Below are 22138 nucleotides of genomic sequence, written 5' to 3'. Positions count from 1 at the left end.
GCCTCCCGAACGACTCGCGTTCGAGCCCCGTTCGGGAGCGAAGCCCGCTGCTTGAGGACCGGCGTGACCGAACCTCAGCCATCGCCTGGATTACATGCCGATAAACATGTTCCTGCTGAACGGAGCCCAGTTTTCCCCCATGTAGCCGGTCATGCCCTGCATCTGCTCCCGGTTCCCCCCGCCGTCCCTGCGGTCCACCCCATCTCCCTCGCCTCTCCCTCCCCCGTCCGGCTCGCCGGCCATGCGCCGCTGCCCTCCGCCCGTCCGTCGAGCAGCCCCCCGCCTGCCCTCGCCGCTTCAAGCCCGCGTCTTGGTCCCATGCCGGATTCCAAGGGGAGCGGCCCGTCCATGCCCGCCGAAACATGGAAAGAGTCTCTTTAAGGTAAAAAGACCTAGTTCTTTTGCCGTTATAGATAAAGAGAAGCAACTGAAGGAGAATAATCCCATGAATCATCACCATTCGCTCGACAGCTCTTACAATATCATTCTGGTCATCCTTTCCGTCGCGATCCCGATTCTGGCGTCCTACGCGACGCTCGATCTCGGCATCCATATCAACAAGTCGAGAGGCAGAGCCCGCAACGTCTGGACCGCTTGCGGCGCGATCTCGATGGGCATGGGCATCTGGTCGATGCATTTCATCGCCATGCTCGCGCTGCATCTGTCCACTCCGGTCACGTACAATCCGATGATCGTGCTCGTCTCGATCGTCCCGGCGCTGCTGGCCAGCTTCCTCGCGCTGCGCCTGATCAGCCAGCCCACGATGCGCCTGTCCCGCGCGCTGCTGAGCGCGCTGTTCATGGCGGCCGGCATCGTCTCAATGCACTACGTCGGCATGGAGGCGATGCAGATGAGCGCCACCGTCCGCTACGATCCGCTGCTGTGGGGCTTGTCGGCCGCGATCGCCTTCATCGCCTCGCTGACGGCCCTCTATCTGATGTACTCCGTCAAAAAGCAAGCCGATCAGCCAAACCTCTGGCGCCGCAAGACGCTCGCCGCGGTCGTCATGGGGGTCGCCGTCGCGTCGATGCACTACACCGGGATGGCGGCCGCGTCGTTCCACGACCACGGCGGCAACCCGGTCTCCTCGGACATGTCCTCGCTGAACAACAGCCTGCTGGCCTACGCGATCGGCATCGGCATGCTCATCATTCTCGCCATGGTGTTCACGAGCACGTACGTGAACCGCCGCTTCGAGTCGCAGTCGCTGGAGTCCGAGCGCAAGTTCCGTTCCGTCATCGAATCGGCGAGCGACGCCATCATCCTGGCCGACAGCCGCACGATCATCCAGTCCTGGAACCGCGGCGCGCAGCTCATGTTCGGCTACACCGAGAAGGAAGCGATCGGGCGCCCGCTCGAAATGACGATCCCGGACCGCTTCAAGCAGGCTCATGCCGACGGGCTGCGCCCTTATCTGGCGCTGCAGCCGGACGATGTCCCCGGCGCTGGACGCACGCTGGAGCTGTACGGTCTGCGCAAGGACGGCACCGAGTTCCCGATCGAGCTGTCGCTCGCCGTCTGGGAGGAGGAAGGGCAGCCTTTTCTCAGCAGCATCATCCGCGACATCACCGAGCGCAAAAAAGCCGAGCACAAGATCAACCAGATGGTCTACCTCGATCCGCTGACCGGGCTGCCCAACCGCCATCTGCTCAACGACCGCCTCAAGGAGGCGCTCGATCAGGCGGACGAGTCCGGCCTGATGATCGGCATCATGTTCCTCGATCTCGACCGCTTCAAGTACATCAACGATACGCTCGGCCACACGATGGGCGACCTGCTGCTCGTGGAGGTGTCGATCCGGCTGCGCGAATGCGTGGATCGGCAGGATACCGTCTCCCGCCAAGGCGGCGACGAGTTCATCGTCCTGCTGCCGGGCACCTCGTACGAGGACATGACGCGCAAGGCGCAGCGGATTCTGATGACGTTCAGCCAGGCGATCCTCGTCGGCAACCAGGAGATGTACGTGACGCCGTCGATCGGCCTCAGCCTCTACCCGGCGGACGGCAACAACCGCGACACGCTCATCAAGAACGCCGACACCGCCATGTACCGCGTCAAGGAGCAGGGCAAGAACAACTTCCAGTTCTACACGCCGGAGATGAACGAGGTCGTCAGCCGCCGCATGAACCTGGAGATCGGCCTGCGCAAAGGGATCCAGAAAAACGAGTTCACCGTGCACTACCAGCCGCAGGTGGACATCAAGGCCGGCGCCGTCGTCGGCGTCGAGGCGCTCATCCGCTGGCAGCATCCGAAGCTTGGCCTCATCTCCCCCGCGGAGTTCATTCCGCTGGCGGAGGAGACCGGCCTCATCATCCCGATCGGCGAATGGGTGCTGCGCGAGGCGTGCCGCCAGAACAAAGAGTGGCAGGACGAAGGACTGCCGCCGCTGCGCATCGCGGTCAACATCTCCTCGCGCCAGTTCCAGCAGAGCGGCTTCGCCGAGGTCGTCAGCCGCGCGCTCAAGGAAACCGGGCTCGAGCCGAAGTACCTGGAGCTGGAGCTGACCGAGAGCATCGTGCAGAACTCCGCGCATGCCATCTCCATCATGCACAAGCTCAAGGAGATGGGCATCTTCCTGTCGATCGACGATTTCGGCACCGGCTACTCCTCGCTCAGCTACCTGAAGCTGTTCCCGATCGACAGCCTCAAGATCGACCAGAGCTTCACGCGCAACCTGATGCAGGACAGCAAGGACGAGGCGCTCGTGCATACGATCATCAACATGGCGCACAACCTTGGCCTCAAGGTCATCGCCGAGGGCGTCGAGACCGGCGAGCAGCTGCAATACCTGCTGCTGCGCCATTGCCACGAGGCCCAGGGCTATTACTTCAGCAAGCCCGTTCCTCCCGCCCGCATCTCGGAGCTGCTCGGCGAGCAGATCGCCTGAAGGACAGGGACAAGCATTGCCGCAGCATTTCCTTGCAAATAAAGAAGCTTCCCCGTCGCCATCGGCTTTGGGAAGCTTCTTTTTTGCGTCTCGTCGAGCCGCGCTGGCCGCGCGGCCACCGCTCAGCGCGAGCGCAGGAAAAACTCCGCCGCCGCGAGCGCGGCCAGATGGGCCGGGTAGAACGCCCGCCACAGCCAGCGCGGGACGCGGACCCGGTTCAGCTCGGCGCGCAGCTCCGCGCCGTAGACGAGCAGCAGCGTCGGCACGAGGCTGAACATCTGGATGCCCCAATCCGGGCCGCTCAGCACATAGTAGAGGGCGTTGAGCAGCAGATGCAGCAGCACCGTGCGCCCTTTGTCCGAGTAGCGGTAGATCAGGATGAGCAGCAGGCCGTAGGCGTTGTAGTCGAACGGCAGCTCCGTCATGAACAGCGCGGCGGCGAGCGTCAGCGGCACGATGGCCAGCCAGCGGACGGCCCGCGGCAGGCCGGAGGCGAGCAGCCCGTCGATCGCCAGCAGCACGAGCGCCGAGGCGAGCAGCGTGAAGATGACGTTGTAATGCGTCGTATCGAACGCGAGCATGTACGGCACCTGGGCGATCACCGCAAGCATCGCCAGGCGCAGCAGGTACTTCGGCCGCGACGACGTCATCCGGTATCCGACCGTAATGAAATAGGCGTAGATCGGGAAAGCGATCCGCCCGACGATCCGCCAGCCCGGCGAGTCCGGGAAGAAGATCAGCCCGACATGGTCGATCAGCATCGTCACGATAGCCAGCAGCTGCATGGGCGTCACCTCCTTTTTCGCTTAGTCTACGACAAAATAGGAAGGCGAGTCCACGCCTGCCTTTGATCGTGCTGTGCGACCAAGCTGCAGGCTTGACCACGAGAGAGGCCATCCACTCCCGCAGTTTCGCTCCAAGTCGTCTCGCCTCAACTTGGCTCCAACCGCCCCGCCCGGAGCTATCGACGGATCAGCGCGTTAGAAGGCCGAAAACGGGGGGCAAGAAAATCTAACGATGCGTGGTACGCTTACGGCTGCGAAAAGGAGGGCAAGCGGCGGGAAAGAGGCCATTCTGCTGCTGTAAGAATCTGACCCGTCGTTAGATTTTTAGCCATGTCCAAAAACGTCGCCTAAGCGTTTCAGCCGTCGTTAGCTCGAAGGAGCGATTGCGCCCACCCGTTCAAAAGCAAACAAGACGAAGCCGAATCAGGGTCGGCCTCGTCTTGTCTGCTCTTTTTGAATTCTACTGCAAGGCAACGGCCGCTCTCCGCATCCGCTCGCTCTTGACCTCCGGCGATCCGGTGCCGGGATGCTCCCGGCTTACCCCTGCAGCGCCTCGAAGCGCTCCACCCAGCCGGCCGTCTCCGCCAGCGCCGCCTCGGCGCGGCCGATGGCGGCCTCCACCTGCGGACGGGCGGTGCCGCCGTACACGTCGCGCGCGTTGACGACCGTCTCCGGCTGCAGCACGTCGTAGATGGACTCGTCGAACAGCTCCGAGAACTGCCGGAACTCCTCGATCGACAGGTCCAGCAGGAACTTGCCGTTCTCGATGCAGTACAGCACCGTCTTGCCGATCACCTCATGCGCCTGGCGGAACGGCAGACCCTTGCCGACGAGGAAGTCGGCGATGTCGGTCGCGTTCGAGAAGTCCTTGTTGACCGCCTCGCGCATCTGGCCCTTGTTCACCTTCATCGTGGCGATCATCGGCGCGAACAGGCGCAGCGCGCCCGACAGCGTCTTCACGGTGTCGAACATGCCCTCCTTGTCCTCCTGCATGTCCTTGTTGTACGCCAGCGGCAGCGACTTGAGCACGGTCAGCAGGCCGACCAGATTGCCGTACACGCGGCCGGTCTTGCCGCGCACGAGCTCCGGCACGTCCGGATTCTTTTTCTGCGGCATGATGCTGCTGCCCGTGCAGAACGCGTCGTCCAGCTCCACGAAGCGGAACTCCGTGCTCGACCAGAGGATCAGCTCCTCGGACAGGCGCGACAGATGCATCATGATGATCGAGGCATGCGACAGGAACTCCAGAATGAAGTCGCGGTCGCTTACCGCGTCGAGGCTGTTCTCGTACACGCGGCCGAAGCCGAGCTGCTCCGCCACGAAATGGCGGTCGATCGGGAACGTCGTGCCGGCGAGCGCGCCCGCCCCGAGCGGCAGCGTGTCGATGCGCTTGTAGCTGTCCTGCAGCCGCTCGATGTCGCGGCCGAACATGCTGACGTACGCCATCAGATGATGGGCGAACAGGATCGGCTGCGCGCGCTGCAGATGGGTGTAGCCCGGCACGATCGTGTCGAGGTTCTCCCGCGCCTGGCCGACGAGCGCCTCCTGCAGGGCGCGCAGCAGGCCGACGAACTCGACGACGCGCGTGCGCAGGTACAGATGCATGTCGGTCGCGACCTGGTCGTTGCGGCTGCGTCCCGTATGGAGCTTGCCGCCGACCGGGCCGATGTCCTCGATCAGCGCCTTTTCTATGTTCATGTGGATGTCCTCGTCGGACACGCTGTAGTCCAGCTCGCCCGCGCGGATGCGGTCGAGCACGCGCTTCAGCCCGCCCTCGATCGCCTGGACATCCTCCGCCGGCAGGATGCCCTGCTTGCCGAGCATCGCCACATGCGCCAGGCTGCCGCGCACGTCCTCCTCCGCCAGCTCCTTGTCGAACGTGATCGACGCCGTATATTCCTCGACCAGCTTGTCCGTCTGCTTGGTGAATCTTCCGCCCCACAGCTTGCTCATGGTCGTTCCCCGCCTCCCCTTCTGCATGGCAACGGGCCTGCGGACGCCGCAGCGTCCCGCAAGCCCATCTTGTTTGACCTGCCTTCGTTTTCCTTGGCTGCCGTCCTATCCTTTGCGGCTCTGCTCGACGCCGGAGGATACCTTCAGGCGCAGCGCGTTCAGGCGGATGAAGCCGGTCGCGTCGCCCTGGTCGTAAGCCTGCGAAGGATCGGCCTCCATCGTCGCGATGTCGGGATTGTACAGGCTGACCGGACTTTTCACGCCGGCGCCGATGACGTTGCCCTTGTACAGCTTGAGCCGCACGACGCCGCTGACGTTTTTCTGGCTCTCGGCCACGAGCGCCTGCAGCGCGAGCCGCTCCGGCGCGAACCAGAAGCCGTTGTACACGAGCGTCGCGTATTTGGCGATGAGCGAGTCGCGCAGATGCATGACGTCGCGGTCCATCGTCAGCGACTCCATCTTGCGATGAGCCGTGAACAGGATCGTGCCGCCCGGCGTCTCGTACACGCCGCGGCTCTTCATGCCGACGAAGCGGTTCTCGACCATGTCGACGCGGCCGATGCCGTGCTTGCCGCCGAGCTCGTTGAGCTTCTCCATCACCGCAAGCGGGCTCAGCGTCTCGCCGTTGACGGCGACGCAGTCGCCCTGCTCGAACGTCAGCTCGACGTACTCGGCCCGATCCGGCGCGCGCTCCGGCGAGACGCTGAGCACGTACATGCCCTCGTTCTCCTCGGAGCTCGGGTCGAACCACGGATCCTCGAGCATGCCGCTCTCAAAGCTGATATGCAGCAGGTTGCGGTCCATCGAGTACGGCTTGGACGCGGACGCCTGCACCGGGATGCCGTGCTTCTCGGCGTAGGCGATCATCTCGGCGCGGCCGGGGAACTCGGCGCGGAACTCCTCGCTGCGCCATGGCGCGATGACCTGGATGTCCGGCGCCAGCGCGGCGGCCGTCAGCTCGAAGCGGACCTGGTCGTTGCCTTTGCCGGTCGCGCCGTGCGCGATCGCGGTCGCGCCCTCGGCGCGGGCGATGTCGACCATGCGCTTGGCGATAAGCGGACGCGCGATCGACGTGCCGAGCAGGTACTGGCCCTCGTAGAGGGCGCCCGACTGGAACATCGGGTAGATGAAGTCCTTGGCGAACTCGTCGCGGAGGTCGTCGATGTACACCTTGGAGGCGCCGGTCGCCAGCGCTTTCTCCTCGAGGCCGTCGAGCTCCTCCTTCTGGCCGATGTCGGCGGTGAAGGCGATGATCTCGGCGTCATACGTTTCCTTGAGCCACTTGAGAATGACGGATGTATCCAGGCCGCCCGAGTAGGCGAGCACGATTTTTTGCTTGGACATGAGCGCTGCTCTCTTCCTTCCTCATCTGAAAAATAGGACTACATTAGCGCGGCCAGAATCGCTTTCTGCGCGTGCAGGCGGTTCTCCGCCTCGTCGAACACGATCGAGTGCTTGCCGTCGATGACGCCCTCGCTCACTTCCTCGCCGCGATGCGCCGGCAGGCAGTGCATGAACAGATAGTCCGGCTTCGCGAACTTCGTCAGCTCCTCGTTGACCTGATAGGCCGCGAACGCCTTTTCGCGCTCCGCCTGCTCGGCCTCGAAGCCCATGCTCGCCCACACGTCGGTATAGACGATGTCCGCCTGCTCGATCGCCTCGCGCGGATCGCGGCAGACATGGATGAACGAGCCTGTGTCGGCAGCGACCTTGCGCGTCTGCGCCACGATGTCCGCATCCGGCTCGTAGCCCTCCGGCGTCGCCACGCTCATATGCAGGCCCAGCTTGGCCGCGCCCATGAGCAGTGAGTGCGCCATGTTGTTGCCGTCGCCGATGTAGGCGACCTTGAGCCCCTCGAGCCGGCCCTTGTGCTCCAGCGCCGTCTGGTAGTCGGCCATCACCTGGCACGGATGCTCGGAGTCGGTCAGACCGTTGATGACCGGGATCGTGGAGTTGCGCGCCAGCTCGATGACGGTGCGGTGGGCGAACGTGCGGATCATGATGCCGTCGAGGTAGCGGGACAGCACCTGCGCCGTATCGGACACCGGCTCGCCGCGCCCGATCTGCAGGTCGTTGCCGCTCAGGAACAGCGCATGGCCGCCGAGCTGGTACATGCCGACCTCGAAGCTGACGCGCGTGCGGGTGGACGCCTTCTCGAAAATCATGCCGAGCGTCTTGCCCTTCAGCGGATGGAACGTCTCGCCGCTCTTCTGGCGGCGCTTGAGCTCGATCGCCAGGTCGATCAGGTAGCGGAGCTCCTGCGGCGTGTAGTCGGCGAGCGCGAGGAAGTCGCGCCCTTTGAGGCTGGAGGCCAGCTCCTCGGCGGCCGTTCCCGTCAGGAGGGAGGATTGCGGTACGCTCATCGTGGGTTCACACCTGCTTTTCTATGAGAATATCAGGCCCTACTGCGGGGCCGTTACGGTCTTTTCCTTGAGGACGGCGGCGATGATGCCGACCGCCTGGTCGATCTCGGCATGGCTGACGAGCAGATTCGGCAGCAGGCGCACGACATTCGGCCCCGCCGGCACGACGAGCAGGCCGCGCTCGCGCATCGTGGCGATGACGTCCGCCACCGGTCCGGCGCATTCGATGCCGATCAGCAGGCCGAGGCCGCGGATCTGCTTGACCCACGGGTTGCCGGCGAGCTTCTCGCGCAGTTGGCCCGTCAGGTAGCTGGCCGCGCCGGCGGCGCGGTCGAACGCGCGGTTGCCGGCGATCTCCTGCACGGTCGCCTTGACGACCGCCGAGGCGATCGGCGTGCCGCCGAACGTCGTCGCATGCGAGCCCGGCGAGAACGCCTCGCGCAGGAACTCCTTGGCGAGCACGGCGCCGACCGGGAAGCCGCTGCCGAGTCCTTTGGCCGCCGTGAAGATGTCCGGCTGGACGCCGTAATGCTCATGCGCGAACAGCTTGCCCGTGCGTCCCATGCCGGTCTGCACCTCGTCGAGGATGAGCAGGATGCCGGCGTCGCGGCATAGCTTGGCGAGATCGTGCACGAACTCCGGCTTGACCGGCAGCACGCCGCCCTCGGCCTGCACGAGCTCCAGCATGACCGCCGCGGTGCGGTCACTGATCGCCGCCTGGACCGCGTCCAGATCGTGCATCGGCACGGTGACGAAGCCTTCCGGCAGCGGCAGGAAGCCTTCCTTGACCTTGTCCTGCCCGGTCGCCGTCAGCGTCGCCAGCGTGCGTCCGTGGAACGACTGCGTGAACGTGATGACCTCGTAGCGATGCTCGCCCTTGACCTTCTGGAAGTAGCGGCGGGCGAGCTTGATCGCGCCCTCGTTGGCTTCCGCGCCGGAGTTGCAGAAGAAGACGGCGTCCGCGCAGGTATGCTGCACGAGCAGCTCGGCCGCTTCCTCCTGGACCGGGATGCGGAACAGGTTGGACACATGCCACACCTCGTCCAGCTGCCGGATCAGCGCTTCCTTGATCGCCTGCGGCGCATGGCCGAGGTTCGTGACCGCCAGACCGCTCATGAAGTCGAGGTACTTGTTGCCTTGATCGTCCCACAGCCAGCTGCCCTCGCCCTTGACGAGCGCCAGCGGGTATCTCGCATAGGTGGGGAATAACGCTTCTCCGCTCATGTCCTTCTCCTGCCTCTCCGATTGAAAATGATCGGCCTGCGTGAGCAGGCCATAGGCAGCGCCGCGCCGCGCGCGGGCCGCGTCAAGCCTCGATGACCGTGCCGACGCCGCCTTCAAGCACGGCGCGGCTCAGCACATCCGGCTCCGTGCCGCTGACGATCGCCACCTCGCGCACGTTGCCGTGCAGGCAGGCGAGCGCCGCCTTGACCTTGGGAATCATGCCGCCGTAGATCTCGCCGCTCGCGATCATCTCGTCGATCTCGGCCGCCGTCACGCGCGGCAGCACGCGCTTCTCGCCGTCTACCGCGCGCAGGATGCCCGGCACGTCGGTGACGACGATCATACGCTCGACGCCGAGCTTTGAGGCGACCGCTCCGGCCGCCGTATCGGCGTTGATGTTGTAGCGCTGGCCGGCGTCGTCGATGCCGACCGGGGCGAGGACGGGAATGTAGCCCATCGCCATGACGCCCTCGATGACGGAGGCGTTCACCTCCGTCACCTCGCCGACATGTCCGATCTCGTCCGCGTTCGCCACCGGCCGCGCCTGGATGAGCTTGCCGTCTACGCCCGAGAGGCCGAGCGCCCGCGCTCCGGCTCCCTGGATGCGCCGCACGATCTCCTTGTTGATCGTGCCCGACAGCACCATCTCGACGACGTCGAGCACCTCCTCCGTCGTGCGGCGCAGGCCGCCGACGAACTCCGTCTCGATGCCGAGCTTCTCCAGCGTGCCGGAGATGGCCGGCCCGCCGCCGTGCACGATGACCGGCTTCACGCCGCTCTCCTGCAGCCGCCGCAGGTCCTCGAAAAAGGCGGCAGGCAGCGCCGCGAGCGTGCTGCCTCCGCATTTCATCACAAACCGCTGTTCCATGCCTCCGCTGTCGCTCCTTCCGTAGGTCCGGGTCACGTCCGGTACGCCGCGTTGATGCGCACATAGTCGTACGTCAGGTCGCAGCCCCAGGCGGTCGCCTGGCCGCCGCCGAGCTTGAGGTCGACGATGATCTCGACCGTGTCGCCCTTGAGATAGGCCAGCGCCGCGTCCTCGTCGAACGCGACCGGCTGCGAGTCCCGCAGCGTCAGGATCGGGCCGAGCGCGATGTCGACCGTATCCGGATCGAGCGGCTCGCCCGCGCGCCCGGCCGCCGCGATGATCCGGCCCCAGTTGGCGTCGGTGCCGAAGACGGCGGATTTGACGAGCGAGGAGCCGACGATCGTCTTGGCGATCGCGGCCGCCGAAGCGTCGCTCTCGGCGCCGCTGACGCGCACCTCGATCAGCTTCGTCGCGCCTTCGCCGTCGCGGGCGATCGCCTTGGCGAGAATCTCGCAGACGTAGGTCAGCGCCGAGGCGAACGCCTCCCAATCAGGATGCGCCGGCGTCAGCTCGTCGCCGCCCGCCAGGCCGCTCGCCATCGCGACGAGCATGTCGTTCGTGCTCGTGTCGCCGTCGACGGTGATCATGTTGAACGTGCGGTCCGTCGCCTGCCGCAGCAGCGCCTGCAGCGCCTCGCTGCCTACGGGCGCGTCGGTCGTGACGAAGCCGAGCATCGTCGCCATGTTCGGGTGGATCATGCCGGAGCCTTTGGCCGCTCCCGCCACATGCACGGTCCGTCCGCCGGCCTGCAGCGAGACGCAGACCGACTTCTTCACGAGATCGGTCGTCAGGATCGCCTGGCAAAAGTCGTCCGCGCCCTCCGCGCCGGCCTTCAGCCGGGCGGGCAGCTGCGCGATGCCGGAGCGGACGCGGTCCATCTTGAGCAGCTCGCCGATGACGCCGGTCGAGGCGACGGCCACCTGCTCCTGCGGCACTCCCGCCGCTTCCGCGAAGGCGGCGCGCATCTCGTACGCGTCGGCCTCGCCCTGCTTGCCGGTGCAGGCGTTGGCGTTGCCGCTGTTGACGAGCATCGCCCGCAGGCGGCCGCCGGCCGCCAGGCTCTCGCGCGTCGCCTTGAGCGGCGCGGCCTGCACCTTATTCGTCGTATAGACGGCCGCCGCCGCCGCGGGCACCTCGCAGAGGATCGCGCCCAGATCGTGGCGGTCGGTCTTTTTGAGGCCGCAATGCAGGCCTCCCGCGCGGAAGCCCGCCGGCGTCGTCACGGAGCCGTCCTCCACGACCGTGAATGCGGCCGTTGCCGCTGTTGCTTGAGCTGCTGCATGTTCGTGTGCCATCGCTGCGCTTGTCTCCTTCTGGCGCTGACGCGTCGTCTATTAAGGGTACATGGGCACGAGCCGCAGGCCCGCGTCCTCGTCCCAGCCCATCATCAGGTTCAAGTTCTGGATCGCCTGTCCGGCCGCGCCCTTGACGAGATTGTCGATGACGGACACGAACGTGATCCGTCCGGTGCGGCGGTCGACGGCGAAGCCTATGTCGCAATAGTTGGAGCCGCTGACCTCCTTGGTCGCCGGCCACTGGCCCGCCGGGCGGATGCGCACGAACGGACGGCCCGCGTAGAACTCCTCGTACAGCTGGATGAAGTCGGCCTCCGAGCGCTCCTCGGTCAGCTTGGCGTACATCGTCGCCATGATGCCGCGCGTCATCGGCACGAGATGCGTCGTGAACGTCGTCACGACGTCGCGGCCGGCCGCGTCGGACAGCACCATCTCGATTTCCGGGACATGCTGATGCTTGTTGATCTTGTACGCCTTGAAGTTCTCGTTCAGCTCCGAATAATGCGTGCCGAGGCTCGCGCCGCGGCCGGCTCCGGAGACGCCGCTCTTGGCGTCGACGATGATCGAGTCCGGATCGATCCAGCCGGCCTTGATCGCCGGCACGAGGCCGAGCAGCGTCGCCGTCGGATAGCAGCCCGGATTGGAGATGAACGGCGCTCCTTTGACGCGGTCGCCGTAAATCTCGCACAAGCCGAACGCCGCTTGCTCCAGATAGGCCGGATCGGCGGCGGGCTTGCCGTACCACTGCTCGTACACATCCGGCTGCGGCAGCCGGAAGTCGCCCGACAGGTCGATGACCTTGAGCCCCTGCTCCAGTAGCTGCGGCACGAGCTTCGAGGCGACGCCGGCCGGCGTCGCCAGGAAGACGACGTCCGCCTTGGCCCGGATCGCCGCCGGATCGACATCGTCCAGCAGCTCCGTGCGGATCCCGCTCAGATGCGGGTATCCCGCGGCGATCGGCTCGCCCGCGCTGGACGAGGAGATGACGCTCGTCACCTCCGCGTGCGGATGGCCGTGCAGCAGGCGGATCAGCTCGACCCCGCCGTAGCCCGTCGATCCTACGATCGCTGCTCTTGTCTTGTTCTCCATCGCTGACCTCTCCCATCCCGCTGCGGCATCCATCGCTTCCGCCCGATTCGATTTCCGTATCATTATACGTTTATATTAATAATAATACAACAGTCAAAATCCGCCTTGCCGTTGGGATATTCGCCCTCCCGTCTGGATTTCCCTTCCATGCCGAGCGGCAGCAGAAAGGAATCGAGCCGAAGCGGACAACGGCAAAAAGACGAAGCCCGAGCGCCGGGCTCCGCTTCGTCCTTGCGTTGCGTCAGTTCACTTCCAGCTGACGATGAGCGCGCCCGCCGCGATGACCGCGCAGCCGATCCAGCGGTTCAAGGGAATCGCCTCGCCGAACAGCTGCCACGCGAGCACGAGGCCCAGCGCGTAGGCCAGGCTTTGCAGCGGATAGGCGGCGCTCAGCGGCAGCCGCGACAGCACGGCCAGCCAAAGCACCGTGGCGATGCCGTAAAGGCCGATTCCGGCCAGGATGAGCGGCGAGAGCATCGCCTGCAGCCAATTGCCGAAGCCGAGGCCTCCGAGGCGATCAAGGCCGAGCTTCCATGCCATCTGGCCGGCGACGAGGCATAAGATGTTGCCGAGCAGCAGCGCGTAGGCCATCAGGAGCGCGCCTCCTGCGGCATCGCCTCCACCCGCTGCTCCAGACGCCTCAGCCGCTCCTGCTGCAGCGCCTCCGACTGGGTCAGCCGCACGAGCTTGAGCGACAGCTCCGAGACGGCGAGCGTCTGCCGCAGCAGCAGCGCCAGCACGCTCAGCAGGCCGATGAAGGAGAGCAGCGACGGCGCATAGGCGACGCCGAGCAGCAGGGCGAGGCGGTCCAGCACCTCCGGCGCGAGCGACAGCGCCGTCATGCCGGCCGCGAGCAGCAGCCAGAGCAGCGCGTACTGCTCCCGCAGCCGCCGGCTGCGGACCAGATGCAGGATCCAGAAGAAAAACGCCAGGCTGAGCGCGAGGCTCACGACATAAAATTCAGCTTTCATAGCCGAAGCTCCACTCCTTGCGCTTCTTTTTCGTCTTGGCGATCAGCACGGCCAGCACGACCTTGGCCATGTAATACCCGGCCTTGCCGGGCGAGATGCTCGATACGCCGCCCTGCCGCTCGCGCATGACGACCGGCAGCTCGATGAAGCGGCCGCGGTGGTTGTCGAGCTGGATGATCGCCTCCACCTCGGGGTAGTCCGTCGGATAGTCGGCGGCGAACAGCTCGGCGGCCTTGCGGCTGCACAGCCGGTAGCCCGATGTCGGATCGGTCACGCGCCGGCCGGTGAGCGCCGAGACGAGCGCGGCCAGCAGCTTGATGCCCCGCTTGCGGGCGAACGACGACTGGAAGCCCTGCTTTTTCAAAAAGCGCGAGCCGACGACCATGTCCGCCTCATGCCGCTGCATCGCCTCCAGCATCCGGCCGAGCTCGCGCGGATCATGCTGGCCGTCCGCATCGATCTGCACCGCGCAGCCGTACCCTTGCTCGACCGCGAAGCGGTATCCCGCCTGCACCGCGCCGCCGATGCCGAGATTGCAGCTCAAGTCGAGCACCGGCACGCCGCAGGAGCGTGCCAGGCGCGCGGTAGGGTCCGTCGAGCCGTCGTTCACGACGACGATGTCGGCGAACGGCGCATGCTCGCGGATGCTCCGGATCGTGCTGCGGATCGACGCCGCCTCGTTGTAGGCCGGCACGATCGCCAGCACGTCCCGCCGGTGCGATGGCTGGGCTAGGCTCATCCTTCCTGCACCTCCTTCAGCTTGGAGCGGTCCGGGCGCGGCTCGCGCGCCGCTCTCCGTCCTTTCCACCAGCTCCATGCAAGTCCGGCCGCGGCCGCGTCGAGCACGATGAACAGCGGCATGACGGTGAAATTGTAGCGGTACTCCGGCACGAACAGCAGCCGCAGCGCCGACATGGCGAGCACGATCGCCGCCGGCAGCAGCGCCGGATGCCGCCAGCGGCGGAGCATGGCGACAAGCGCGGCCACGCCCGCTCCGACGATTAGCCGGTGATAGGCGTTGCGCAGCTCCCAAGGCACCGGCAGAACCGGATAATGAGGCTCATGGCCGGCTCCGTAGAACATCCGGCTGTAGGTGTAGTCCAGCTTGCCGATCGTGTACCAGCGGACGAACTCGCCCGTATGCTCCGTGAAGCCGACGCGCAGCCGTTCCCGCGCGACCTCGAGCTGCGACTTGCCGGCTCGGTCCACGAGGCCGTCGGCATAGTTCTTGTCCGGATACGTTCCCGCGGCGAAAGGATTCTGCTGCGTCGACGTCACGATCAGCTCGCCGAGCGTGACCGCGTTGCGGACGACCCACGGCGACAGCATGATCGCCAGGCCGCAGGCGCCGAGGGCAAGCTGCCGCGCCGTCGCGCGCCAATCGCGCGTCCATAGCCACTGCGCCGCATAGGCGAGCGCGATCAGCGGCAGGAACTCGGCCCGCGTCAGCACGGTCAGGCCGAGCACGGCTCCGGCCAGCAGATGCAGCCAGCGGCCGCCCCGGCGCAACGCCAGCAGCTGCAGGCAGACGTAGGCCATCAGCAGAAAGGCGGCCAGCGTTTCCGTCAGCACGCCTCCGGACGCCCAGACGAACGGCGGATAAACCGCCGCCATGAGCGCCGCCGCGAGCGCGGTCCAGCGTCCGGCGACGAGCCGGCCAAGCGCATAGACGAGCCCCAGCATCGCCGTAGCGATGCCTGCCTGCACGAAGCGGATGAGCGGATACGGATCCCGCGTCTCGTAGCCGGCCAGCTCGTACATCGCCGCCATGAACAGCGGGTAGCCCGGCGTCACCTGCGCGTTCGGCTCGATGCTTTTATACCCGTAGACGCCCTGCTCCAGCAGCTGCCGGACCATGATGTCGTAGTTCTTCGTATCATGCGTGACGTGGTGGCTGACCGATACGAGAAAGTCCACCCGCAGCCATGCGCCAAGTCCGATCGCCAGCGCCAGCAGCAGCGCATGCAGCGCCTTCCTTGTCCCTGCTTCCCCCTGAATTCCGCTTGAAGACCTCTTCATTCGCCCTTGCGCTCCTTTCCGCTCTCCGCAGCGCTCCGGCGCTGCGGCTTTCCCTCATTGTCGCTCGAGCTGCTTAAGGAATCGGGTTGAAAGTTCTTATGTCTTTCTTAAAACCCGGAGGACAAAAGGCGGAACGCAAAAAGCCGTCCGGATCGGATAGGGGCTCCGGCAGGAGCCCTTCCACGATCGGACGGCGCTGGGCCTGGAAAGCGTCAGCCCTCCAGCTTGAAGCCTTGGCCGATGACCTCGGCCGTATGGCTGATGATGACGAAGGCGTTCGGATCGACCTGCTGCACGAGCCGCTTGAGCTCCGGCACCTCGTTCTGGCTGACGACGACCATCAGCACGGTGCGGGCGTCGCCGGTGAAGCCGCCATGGGCGTCAAGGCGCGTCAAGCCGCGGTCCAGGTCATGCAGCACCGCATCCGCCAGCTCCTCCGAGCGCGCGCTGATGATGAATGCCACCTTGGACAGGGCGAGGCCCGTCTGCACGATGTCGATCGTCTTGCTCGTCACGAACAGGCCGATGAGCGCGTAGAGCGCCTTTTCCGGCGAAAGGAAGACGCCGGCTGCCGCGATGACGAGGCCGTCCATGCAGGCGACGGACAGACCGAGCGGCAAGCCCGTGTAGCGGTGCAGGATCTGCGCCGCCAGGTCGGTGCCGCCCGTCGAGCCGCGGCCGCGGAAGACGAGGCCCAGGCCCAGGCCGACGCCGATGCCGCCGTAGATCGAAGCGAGCAGCGGATTTTCTGTCGGCGCGCCCCAATGGGCGGTCAGCAGGACGAACAGCGGCAGCACTGCGGAGCCGACGATCGTCTGCAGCGCGAACCGGCGTCCGAGCAGCGCCATGCCGGCCAGGAACAGCGGGATATTGAGCGCCCATTGGACATACGCCGGCGTGAAGCCGTACAGATGCTGCAGCAGCACCGATATGCCGCTGATGCCGCCCGAAGCGATGCCGTTCGGCAGCAGGAAGCAGTTGAAGCTCGCCGCGATGACGAGCGCTCCCGCAAGCAGCGACAGCAGGTTCGATACCCTCTGGTCGAGCAGCGGCTTTTTCGCCTTGCGCGGCTTGCGCGTCCGCGGACGGACGGCCGCGGCTTGCGGACCGGTGCGGTTCGCGACGCCGTTTGCAGCCGCTCTCGCTCCGTATTTCGCGACGCCGTTTGCAGCCGCTCTCGCTCCGCCTTCCGCCACGCCGCTAGCGACCGTTCTCCCTTCCGCTTCCGCTCCGAACGGCGGACGCCGCTCGCCCTCTATCGGCTCCGCCACGACCGACGTCGCCCCCGTACGGCTCTGCGGCCCGGATCCCTCTTGATGCTCCGGACGCTGATCGTCCGGATTGTTGCTGCCGCTGGCCGGTTCTCCGCCGCGTTTCTGCTCATCCACTGCTATGTTCCCCTTCCTTTGGTCCAGGCGCCCGCCGCTCTGCCGCGGTACCGCGCACCACCTTTTCCTTCCGCGCGAAAAAGAGTTCCCCACTTGAATCAAGTGTCGGAACTCTTTTCTTCTTTTATTCGAGCGTGCCGAACCAGGCTTACGCCTCTTCGGGCTTTTGCTTGATCTGATGGCGCAGGTAGCCGTTGATGAACGCGTCCAGGTCGCCGTCCATGACCGCGCCGACGTTGCCTGTCTCCACCGACGTGCGATGGTCCTTGACCATGCTGTACGGGTGGAACACGTAGGAGCGGATCTGGCTGCCCCAGGCGATGTCGGACTGCTCGCCGCGGATCTCGGCCAGATGCTTCTGCTGCTCCTCGATCTTGCGCTCGTACAGCTTGGAACGGAGCATCTTCATCGCGCGGTCGCGGTTCTGGATCTGCGAGCGCTCCGTCTGGCAAGCGACGACGATGCCGGTCGGCATATGCGTGATCCGGATCGCCGACTCCGTCTTGTTGACGTGCTGGCCGCCCGCGCCGCTGGAGCGGTACGTGTCGACCTTGAGGTCCTCCGGACGGATCTCGATCTCGATGTCGTCGTCGATCTCCGGCATGATGTCGCAGGAGACGAACGACGTGTGCCGGCGGCCGGAAGCGTCGAACGGCGAGATCCGCACGAGGCGATGCACGCCTTTCTCCGCCTTGAGGTAGCCGTAGGCGTTATGTCCCTTGATGCTGATCGTGACGCTCTTGATGCCGGCCTCGTCGCCCGGCAGATAGTCGAGCACCTCGACCTTGTAGCCGTGCTTCTCCGCCCAGCGCGTGTACATCCGGTACAGCATCTGGCCCCAGTCCTGCGACTCCGTGCCGCCGGCGCCCGGATGCAGCTCCAGGATCGCGTCCAGCTTGTCGTAGGGCTGGTTGAGCAGCAGCGTCAGCTCAAAATCGCCGATCTTGCCCATCAGGTCGGCGACCCCTTCCGTCAGCTCGCTGTCGAGGGAACCGTCGTCCTCCTCGGCGGCGAGCTCCAGCAAGGTGTCGAGATCCTCGCGCTGCGTGCTCAGCTTTTCATACTGCTCGACGACGGACTTCACGACATTCAGCTCCGCGATGACCTTTTGGGCCTTCTCGTTGTCGTCCCAGAAATCCGGCGCCGTCATCTTCTCTTCGAAATTGGCTATGATCTCCTGCTTGAGATCTAAGTCAAAGAGACCCCCTGAGATCTTGGAGCCGCTTTGCCGCCTCGCGCAGGTCTTGCTTTACCGTTACGTCGATCATGACAATGCTTCACCTCAAATTTTCATGAATTCATGAAGCGAGCCGGTCAAGCAGGCGAGCGCCTCTCTCCCGGCCCTTCATGCTATGGAATGCTTATTTGCCGTGGCAAAGCTTGTACTTCTTGCCGCTGCCGCAAGGGCAAGGATCGTTGCGGCCGACGCGCTCCTCGCGCTTGGCCGGACGCGCCTCGCGCCCTTCGCTGCTGCCGCCGACTTCGACCTGGCCTTTGGCGACCTCTTGCCGCTCGAGGTTCTGCTCGACCTGAGCCTTCATGATGTAGCGCGAGACTTCCTCCTGGATCGTCTCGATCATCTCGCGGAACATCTCGAAGCCCTCGAACTGGTACTCGCGAAGCGGATCCGTGCCGCCGTAGGCGCGCAGGTGGATGCCTTGGCGAAGCTGGTCCATCGCGTCGATGTGGTCCATCCACTTGCTGTCGACGGCGCGCAGCACGACGACCTTCTCGAACTCGCGCATCGTCTCCTCGCCCATCGCCGCCTCGCGCTCGTCATACAGAGCCGTGACTTTGTCGAACAGGAACTCGGCCATCTCTTCCGGCTCCTTGCCCCACAGGTCTTCCTTGGAGACGGAGCCCTCGGGCAGCAGGTTGCCGTGCACGTAGTCGACGACCGCCTGCAGATCCCACTCCTCCGGCACCTGCTCCTTCGGGCAATGCGCGTCGACGATGCGCTGGATGACCGGCTGGATCATCTCCATGACGATAGAGCGGATGTTCTCGCTGAACAGCACCTCGCGGCGCTGCTTGTAGATGATTTCGCGCTGCTGGTTCATGACGTCGTCGTATTGCAGGACGACTTTGCGCGTGTCGAAGTTGTTGCCCTCGACGCGCTTCTGCGCGGACTCGATCGCCTTGGTGATGAGGCGGCTCTCGATCGGCTGGTCTTCCTCGAAGCCGAGCTTCTCCATCATGCCCATGATGTTCTCCGCGCCGAAGCGGCGCATCAGCTCGTCCTCGAGCGACAGGTAGAACTGGGACGAGCCCGGGTCGCCCTGACGGCCGGCACGGCCGCGCAGCTGGTTGTCGATGCGGCGGCTCTCGTGGCGCTCGGTGCCGATGATATGCAGTCCGCCGACATCATGCACGCCTTCGCCGAGCAGGATGTCGGTGCCGCGGCCCGCCATGTTGGTGGCGATCGTCACAGAGCCGGCCTGTCCGGCGCGCGAGATGATCTCGGCTTCCTCGGCATGGTACTTGGCGTTCAGCACCTTGTGCTGGATGCCGCGCTTCTTGAGCAGCTCGGAGAGCTTTTCGGAGTTCTCGATCGACACGGTGCCGACGAGCACCGGCTGGTTCTTCTTGTGGCGCTCGACGATCTCTTCGACGACGGCCTTGAACTTGCCGTTCTCGGTCTTGTAGACGACGTCCTGCGTATCCTGGCGGATCATCGTCCGGTTCGTCGGCACCTGCAGCACCTCGAGGCCGTAGATCTTCTTGAACTCTTCTTCCTCCGTCTTGGCCGTACCGGTCATGCCGGCGAGCTTGCGGTACATGCGGAAGTAGTTCTGGAAGGTGATCGTCGCGAGCGTCATGCTCTCGTTCTGCACCTTCAGGTTTTCCTTTGCCTCGATGGCCTGGTGCAGGCCGTCGCTATAGCGGCGTCCCGACATGATGCGGCCGGTGAACTCGTCGACGATCAGCACCTCGTCCTCCTGGACGACATAGTCGACGTCGCGCTTCATGATCGCGCGGGCTTTGAGCGCCTGCTGGATATGGTGGTTGAGCGTGACGTTGGCATGGTCGAACAGGTTCTCGATGCCGAACGCCCGCTCCGCCTTCTCGACGCCGGACTCCGTCATCATCACGCTGCGCAGCTTGATGTCGACCGTGTAGTCCTCCTCGATCTTGAGGCGGGAGACGAACTTGTCCGCCGCATGGTACAGCTCGGTCGATTTGGCGGCCTGGCCGGAGATGATGAGCGGCGTGCGGGCCTCGTCGATCAGGATGGAGTCCACTTCGTCGATGATGGCGAAGTGGAGCGGCTTCTGCACCATCTGCTCTTTGTAGAGGACCATGTTGTCGCGCAGATAGTCGAAGCCGAACTCGTTGTTCGTGCCGTACGTAATATCGCATGCGTAGGCTTCCTGCTTCTGCTCGTGGGAGAGCGAGTTCAGGTTGCAGCCGACGGTCATGCCGAGGAATTCATAAAGAGGACGCATGATGCTGCTGTCGCGCTGGGCCAGATAATCGTTGACCGTGACGACATGGACGCCTTTGCCGAGCAGGGCGTTCAGATACACCGGAAGCGTGCCGACGAGCGTCTTGCCCTCGCCCGTCTTCATCTCGGCGATCTTGCCCTCGTGCAGCGCCATGCCCCCGATCAGCTGCACGTCGAAATGGCGCATGCCGAGCACGCGCTTGCCCGCCTCGCGCACCGTCGCATAGGCCTCGGGCAGCAGGTCGTCCAGCTCCTCGCCCTTCTCGAGCCGGGCGCGGAACTCCTGCGTCTTGGCCGACAGCTGCTCATCCGTGAGAGCAACGAACTGCGGCTCCATTTCATTTATGACTTCGACGTTGCGCATGAGCCGCTTGACTTCCCGCTCATTCGCGTCGCCGAATATCTTCTTCACCAGTCCGAGCATGGTTTTCCCCTTTCGTGAGACCACTTTGCCTTAATTTTAACAGTTGTCCGATGCTGCCGCAATCAGACCGGAGGCTTTTCCAGCATTATATACGTTGTCCGTCGGGAAAGTGTTGTCCCGACGAGCAGCGCCGGCGGCGGACGCCGCCTCAGCGCCTTTCCGCGGCTTTCCTTACCTATTAAAAAGCCCTCTCCCGGAAAGGGAGAGGGCGCTGCAGATCGCAAGCTGTCGGGCGTGCGGCGCACGGCCGCTACTCCTGCTCGATCAGGCCGTAGCGGCCGTCGTCGCGTCGGTAGACGACGTTGACTTCCTTGGTCTCGATATTATGGAAGACAAAGAAGCTGTGGCCGACCATGTCCATCTGGAGGATCGCTTCCTCCACATCCATCGGCTTGAGCTTGAAGCGCTTCATCCGTACCACTTCAAGGTCCTCTTCGGGATCCTGCACGGCGACAGAGGCGGTGTCGTCCTCGCGGAACAGCGTCTTGATGCTCTCGGCCTGGCGGAATTTCCGGTTGACTTTGGTCTTATGCTTCCGGATCTGACGTTCCAGCTTGTCGACGACGGCATCGACCGAAGCGTACATGTCGGGACTCTTCTCCTCGGCTCTCAGGAGCACGCCCGGGAGCGGGATCGTCACCTCGATGCCGTGGCGTCCTTTGTGGACGGTCATCGTCACGCTGGTATCAGCGGCAGGGGGGGCATCAAAATACTTATCCAGTCGGTTCAACTTCTTCTCGACGTAATCCCTCATGGCATCCGTCACAGGAATGTTCTGACCTCGAATGTTGTATTTCATGAAGCACTCCTCCTTTACATGGTCTTAGTATACCACGGAGAGCGTTTTCGAATCAAAAGACTAATTTGTGTATTTCGAATTTTCAGATTAATAGAGACAGCAAGCGGCTTCTTCTTGTCGCCTTGGCGCCGGATGTGCGCTTCGTCACGCCTCGTCGCCTGACATGCCGCTTCGAGGCGGCTCGGAGCAGTCTGTCGGCGAGCAGGCGAAGACGCAAAAAAAGAGGTCCTTCGCAGGACCCCGTAAGGGTTTGGTCAGTCGAATCATCTATGCGCGGCCGAGCGGCCGGATGATTACAGTTTGACGACGTTGGCTGCTTGTGGACCGCGAGCGCCTTCTACGATGTCGAACTCGACGGATTGGCCTTCTTCCAGGGTTTTGAAGCCCTCGGATTGAATAGCGGAGAAGTGTACGAATACGTCGCCGCCTTGCTCCGTCTCAATGAAGCCGTAGCCTTTTTCTGCGTTGAACCATTTCACTTTACCTTGCATTCAGAACATTCCCTTCATCTTCAAATGCTGTGAGACGCCGACAGGTGCATGGCCCACATTTTGACTATAGCACCGGGATCAAACAGTTGTCAACATGACATGGAAGCGGATTCATCCCCCTCCTGATTGATCATCGT

The 22138-nt window shown here is 64.4% G+C and carries 19 protein-coding genes; 1 reads left to right on the top strand and 18 read right to left on the bottom strand.

What is annotated here, in order from left to right:
* Positions 1-90: 90 nt before the first annotated feature.
* Complete coding sequence (locus tag H582_RS31975) at positions 91-243, bottom strand: hypothetical protein (RefSeq protein WP_153784414.1); 153 nt, start codon at positions 241-243, stop codon at positions 91-93.
* 202 nt (positions 244-445) lie between these two features.
* Here H582_RS31975 and H582_RS0114100 point away from each other — a divergent pair, with 202 nt between their 5' ends.
* Complete coding sequence (locus H582_RS0114100) at positions 446-2887, top strand: EAL domain-containing protein (protein WP_028599029.1); 2442 nt, start codon at positions 446-448, stop codon at positions 2885-2887.
* Positions 2888-3009: 122 nt separating this feature from the next.
* Here the strand turns inward: H582_RS0114100 and H582_RS0114095 are convergent, their stop codons facing one another.
* From H582_RS0114095 to H582_RS0114015, 17 genes are all read right to left on the bottom strand, one after another.
* On the bottom strand, positions 3010-3672 hold the full coding sequence (locus tag H582_RS0114095; RefSeq protein ID WP_028599028.1) for a TraX family protein: 663 nt from the start codon (positions 3670-3672) through the stop codon (positions 3010-3012).
* Positions 3673-4209: 537 nt separating this feature from the next.
* On the bottom strand, positions 4210-5625 hold the full coding sequence (argH, locus tag H582_RS0114090; RefSeq protein ID WP_028599027.1) for an argininosuccinate lyase: 1416 nt from the start codon (positions 5623-5625) through the stop codon (positions 4210-4212).
* 105 nt (positions 5626-5730) lie between these two features.
* Positions 5731-6969 carry an argininosuccinate synthase gene (locus tag H582_RS0114085; RefSeq protein WP_028599026.1) on the bottom strand — a complete coding sequence of 413 codons (1239 nt, stop codon included), beginning with the start codon at positions 6967-6969 and terminating at the stop codon, positions 5731-5733.
* 38 nt (positions 6970-7007) lie between these two features.
* Positions 7008-7988 (bottom strand): ornithine carbamoyltransferase, encoded by a 981-nt coding sequence (gene argF, locus H582_RS0114080; protein WP_052333254.1) that lies wholly within the window; start codon positions 7986-7988, stop codon positions 7008-7010.
* Positions 7989-8027: 39 nt separating this feature from the next.
* The gene (locus H582_RS0114075) at positions 8028-9212 is read right to left on the bottom strand and encodes an acetylornithine transaminase (RefSeq protein ID WP_028599024.1); all 1185 of its coding nucleotides are present in this window, start codon (positions 9210-9212) and stop codon (positions 8028-8030) included.
* Between the two features lie 82 nt (positions 9213-9294).
* Entirely contained in the window at positions 9295-10080 is a 786-nt protein-coding gene (gene argB / locus H582_RS0114070; RefSeq protein WP_028599023.1) for an acetylglutamate kinase, read from the bottom strand.
* A 32-nt stretch (positions 10081-10112) separates the two neighbouring features.
* Entirely contained in the window at positions 10113-11375 is a 1263-nt protein-coding gene (argJ, locus tag H582_RS0114065; protein ID WP_084137292.1) for a bifunctional ornithine acetyltransferase/N-acetylglutamate synthase, read from the bottom strand.
* A gap of 39 nt (positions 11376-11414) precedes the next feature.
* Positions 11415-12464, bottom strand: a complete 1050-nt coding sequence (gene argC, locus H582_RS0114060; RefSeq protein WP_028599021.1) for an N-acetyl-gamma-glutamyl-phosphate reductase — start codon at positions 12462-12464, stop codon at positions 11415-11417.
* A 246-nt stretch (positions 12465-12710) separates the two neighbouring features.
* Positions 12711-13055: an EamA family transporter gene (locus tag H582_RS0114055; protein WP_028599020.1), complete on the bottom strand. Its 345-nt coding sequence runs from the start codon at positions 13053-13055 to the stop codon at positions 12711-12713.
* Positions 13055-13435 carry a DUF2304 domain-containing protein gene (locus H582_RS0114050; protein ID WP_028599019.1) on the bottom strand — a complete coding sequence of 127 codons (381 nt, stop codon included), beginning with the start codon at positions 13433-13435 and terminating at the stop codon, positions 13055-13057. The genes H582_RS0114055 and H582_RS0114050 overlap by 1 nt, the downstream gene beginning before the upstream one ends.
* A complete protein-coding gene (locus H582_RS0114045) occupies positions 13425-14174 on the bottom strand; it encodes a glycosyltransferase family 2 protein (protein WP_028599018.1) in 750 nt (249 codons plus the stop codon). The genes H582_RS0114050 and H582_RS0114045 overlap by 11 nt, the downstream gene beginning before the upstream one ends.
* On the bottom strand, positions 14171-15454 hold the full coding sequence (locus tag H582_RS27660) for an ArnT family glycosyltransferase (protein ID WP_084137291.1): 1284 nt from the start codon (positions 15452-15454) through the stop codon (positions 14171-14173). The genes H582_RS0114045 and H582_RS27660 overlap by 4 nt, the downstream gene beginning before the upstream one ends.
* A 212-nt stretch (positions 15455-15666) precedes the next feature.
* Positions 15667-16503: a YitT family protein gene (locus tag H582_RS27655; RefSeq protein WP_052333274.1), complete on the bottom strand. Its 837-nt coding sequence runs from the start codon at positions 16501-16503 to the stop codon at positions 15667-15669.
* Positions 16504-16990: 487 nt separating this feature from the next.
* Positions 16991-18110, bottom strand: a protein-coding gene (prfB, locus tag H582_RS0114030) for a peptide chain release factor 2 (RefSeq protein WP_127464454.1) whose coding sequence is annotated in 2 segments (ribosomal slippage) — positions 16991-18037 and positions 18039-18110 — 1119 coding nt in all. Because the reading frame shifts where the segments join, the coding sequence is not laid out codon by codon here.
* A 93-nt stretch (positions 18111-18203) separates the two neighbouring features.
* A complete protein-coding gene (gene secA, locus H582_RS0114025) occupies positions 18204-20711 on the bottom strand; it encodes a preprotein translocase subunit SecA (RefSeq protein ID WP_028599016.1) in 2508 nt (835 codons plus the stop codon).
* 250 nt (positions 20712-20961) lie between these two features.
* Positions 20962-21510, bottom strand: a complete 549-nt coding sequence (gene hpf, locus H582_RS0114020; protein WP_028599015.1) for a ribosome hibernation-promoting factor, HPF/YfiA family — start codon at positions 21508-21510, stop codon at positions 20962-20964.
* A 293-nt stretch (positions 21511-21803) separates the two neighbouring features.
* A complete protein-coding gene (locus H582_RS0114015; protein WP_028599014.1) occupies positions 21804-22001 on the bottom strand; it encodes a cold-shock protein in 198 nt (65 codons plus the stop codon).
* Between the last annotated feature and the right edge of the window lie 137 nt (positions 22002-22138).

The sequence above is a fragment of the Paenibacillus pasadenensis DSM 19293 genome, assembly GCF_000422485.1.
GTDB lineage: Bacteria > Bacillota > Bacilli > Paenibacillales > Paenibacillaceae > Paenibacillus_O > Paenibacillus_O pasadenensis.
This window is presented reverse-complemented; position numbering and strand designations above follow the sequence as displayed.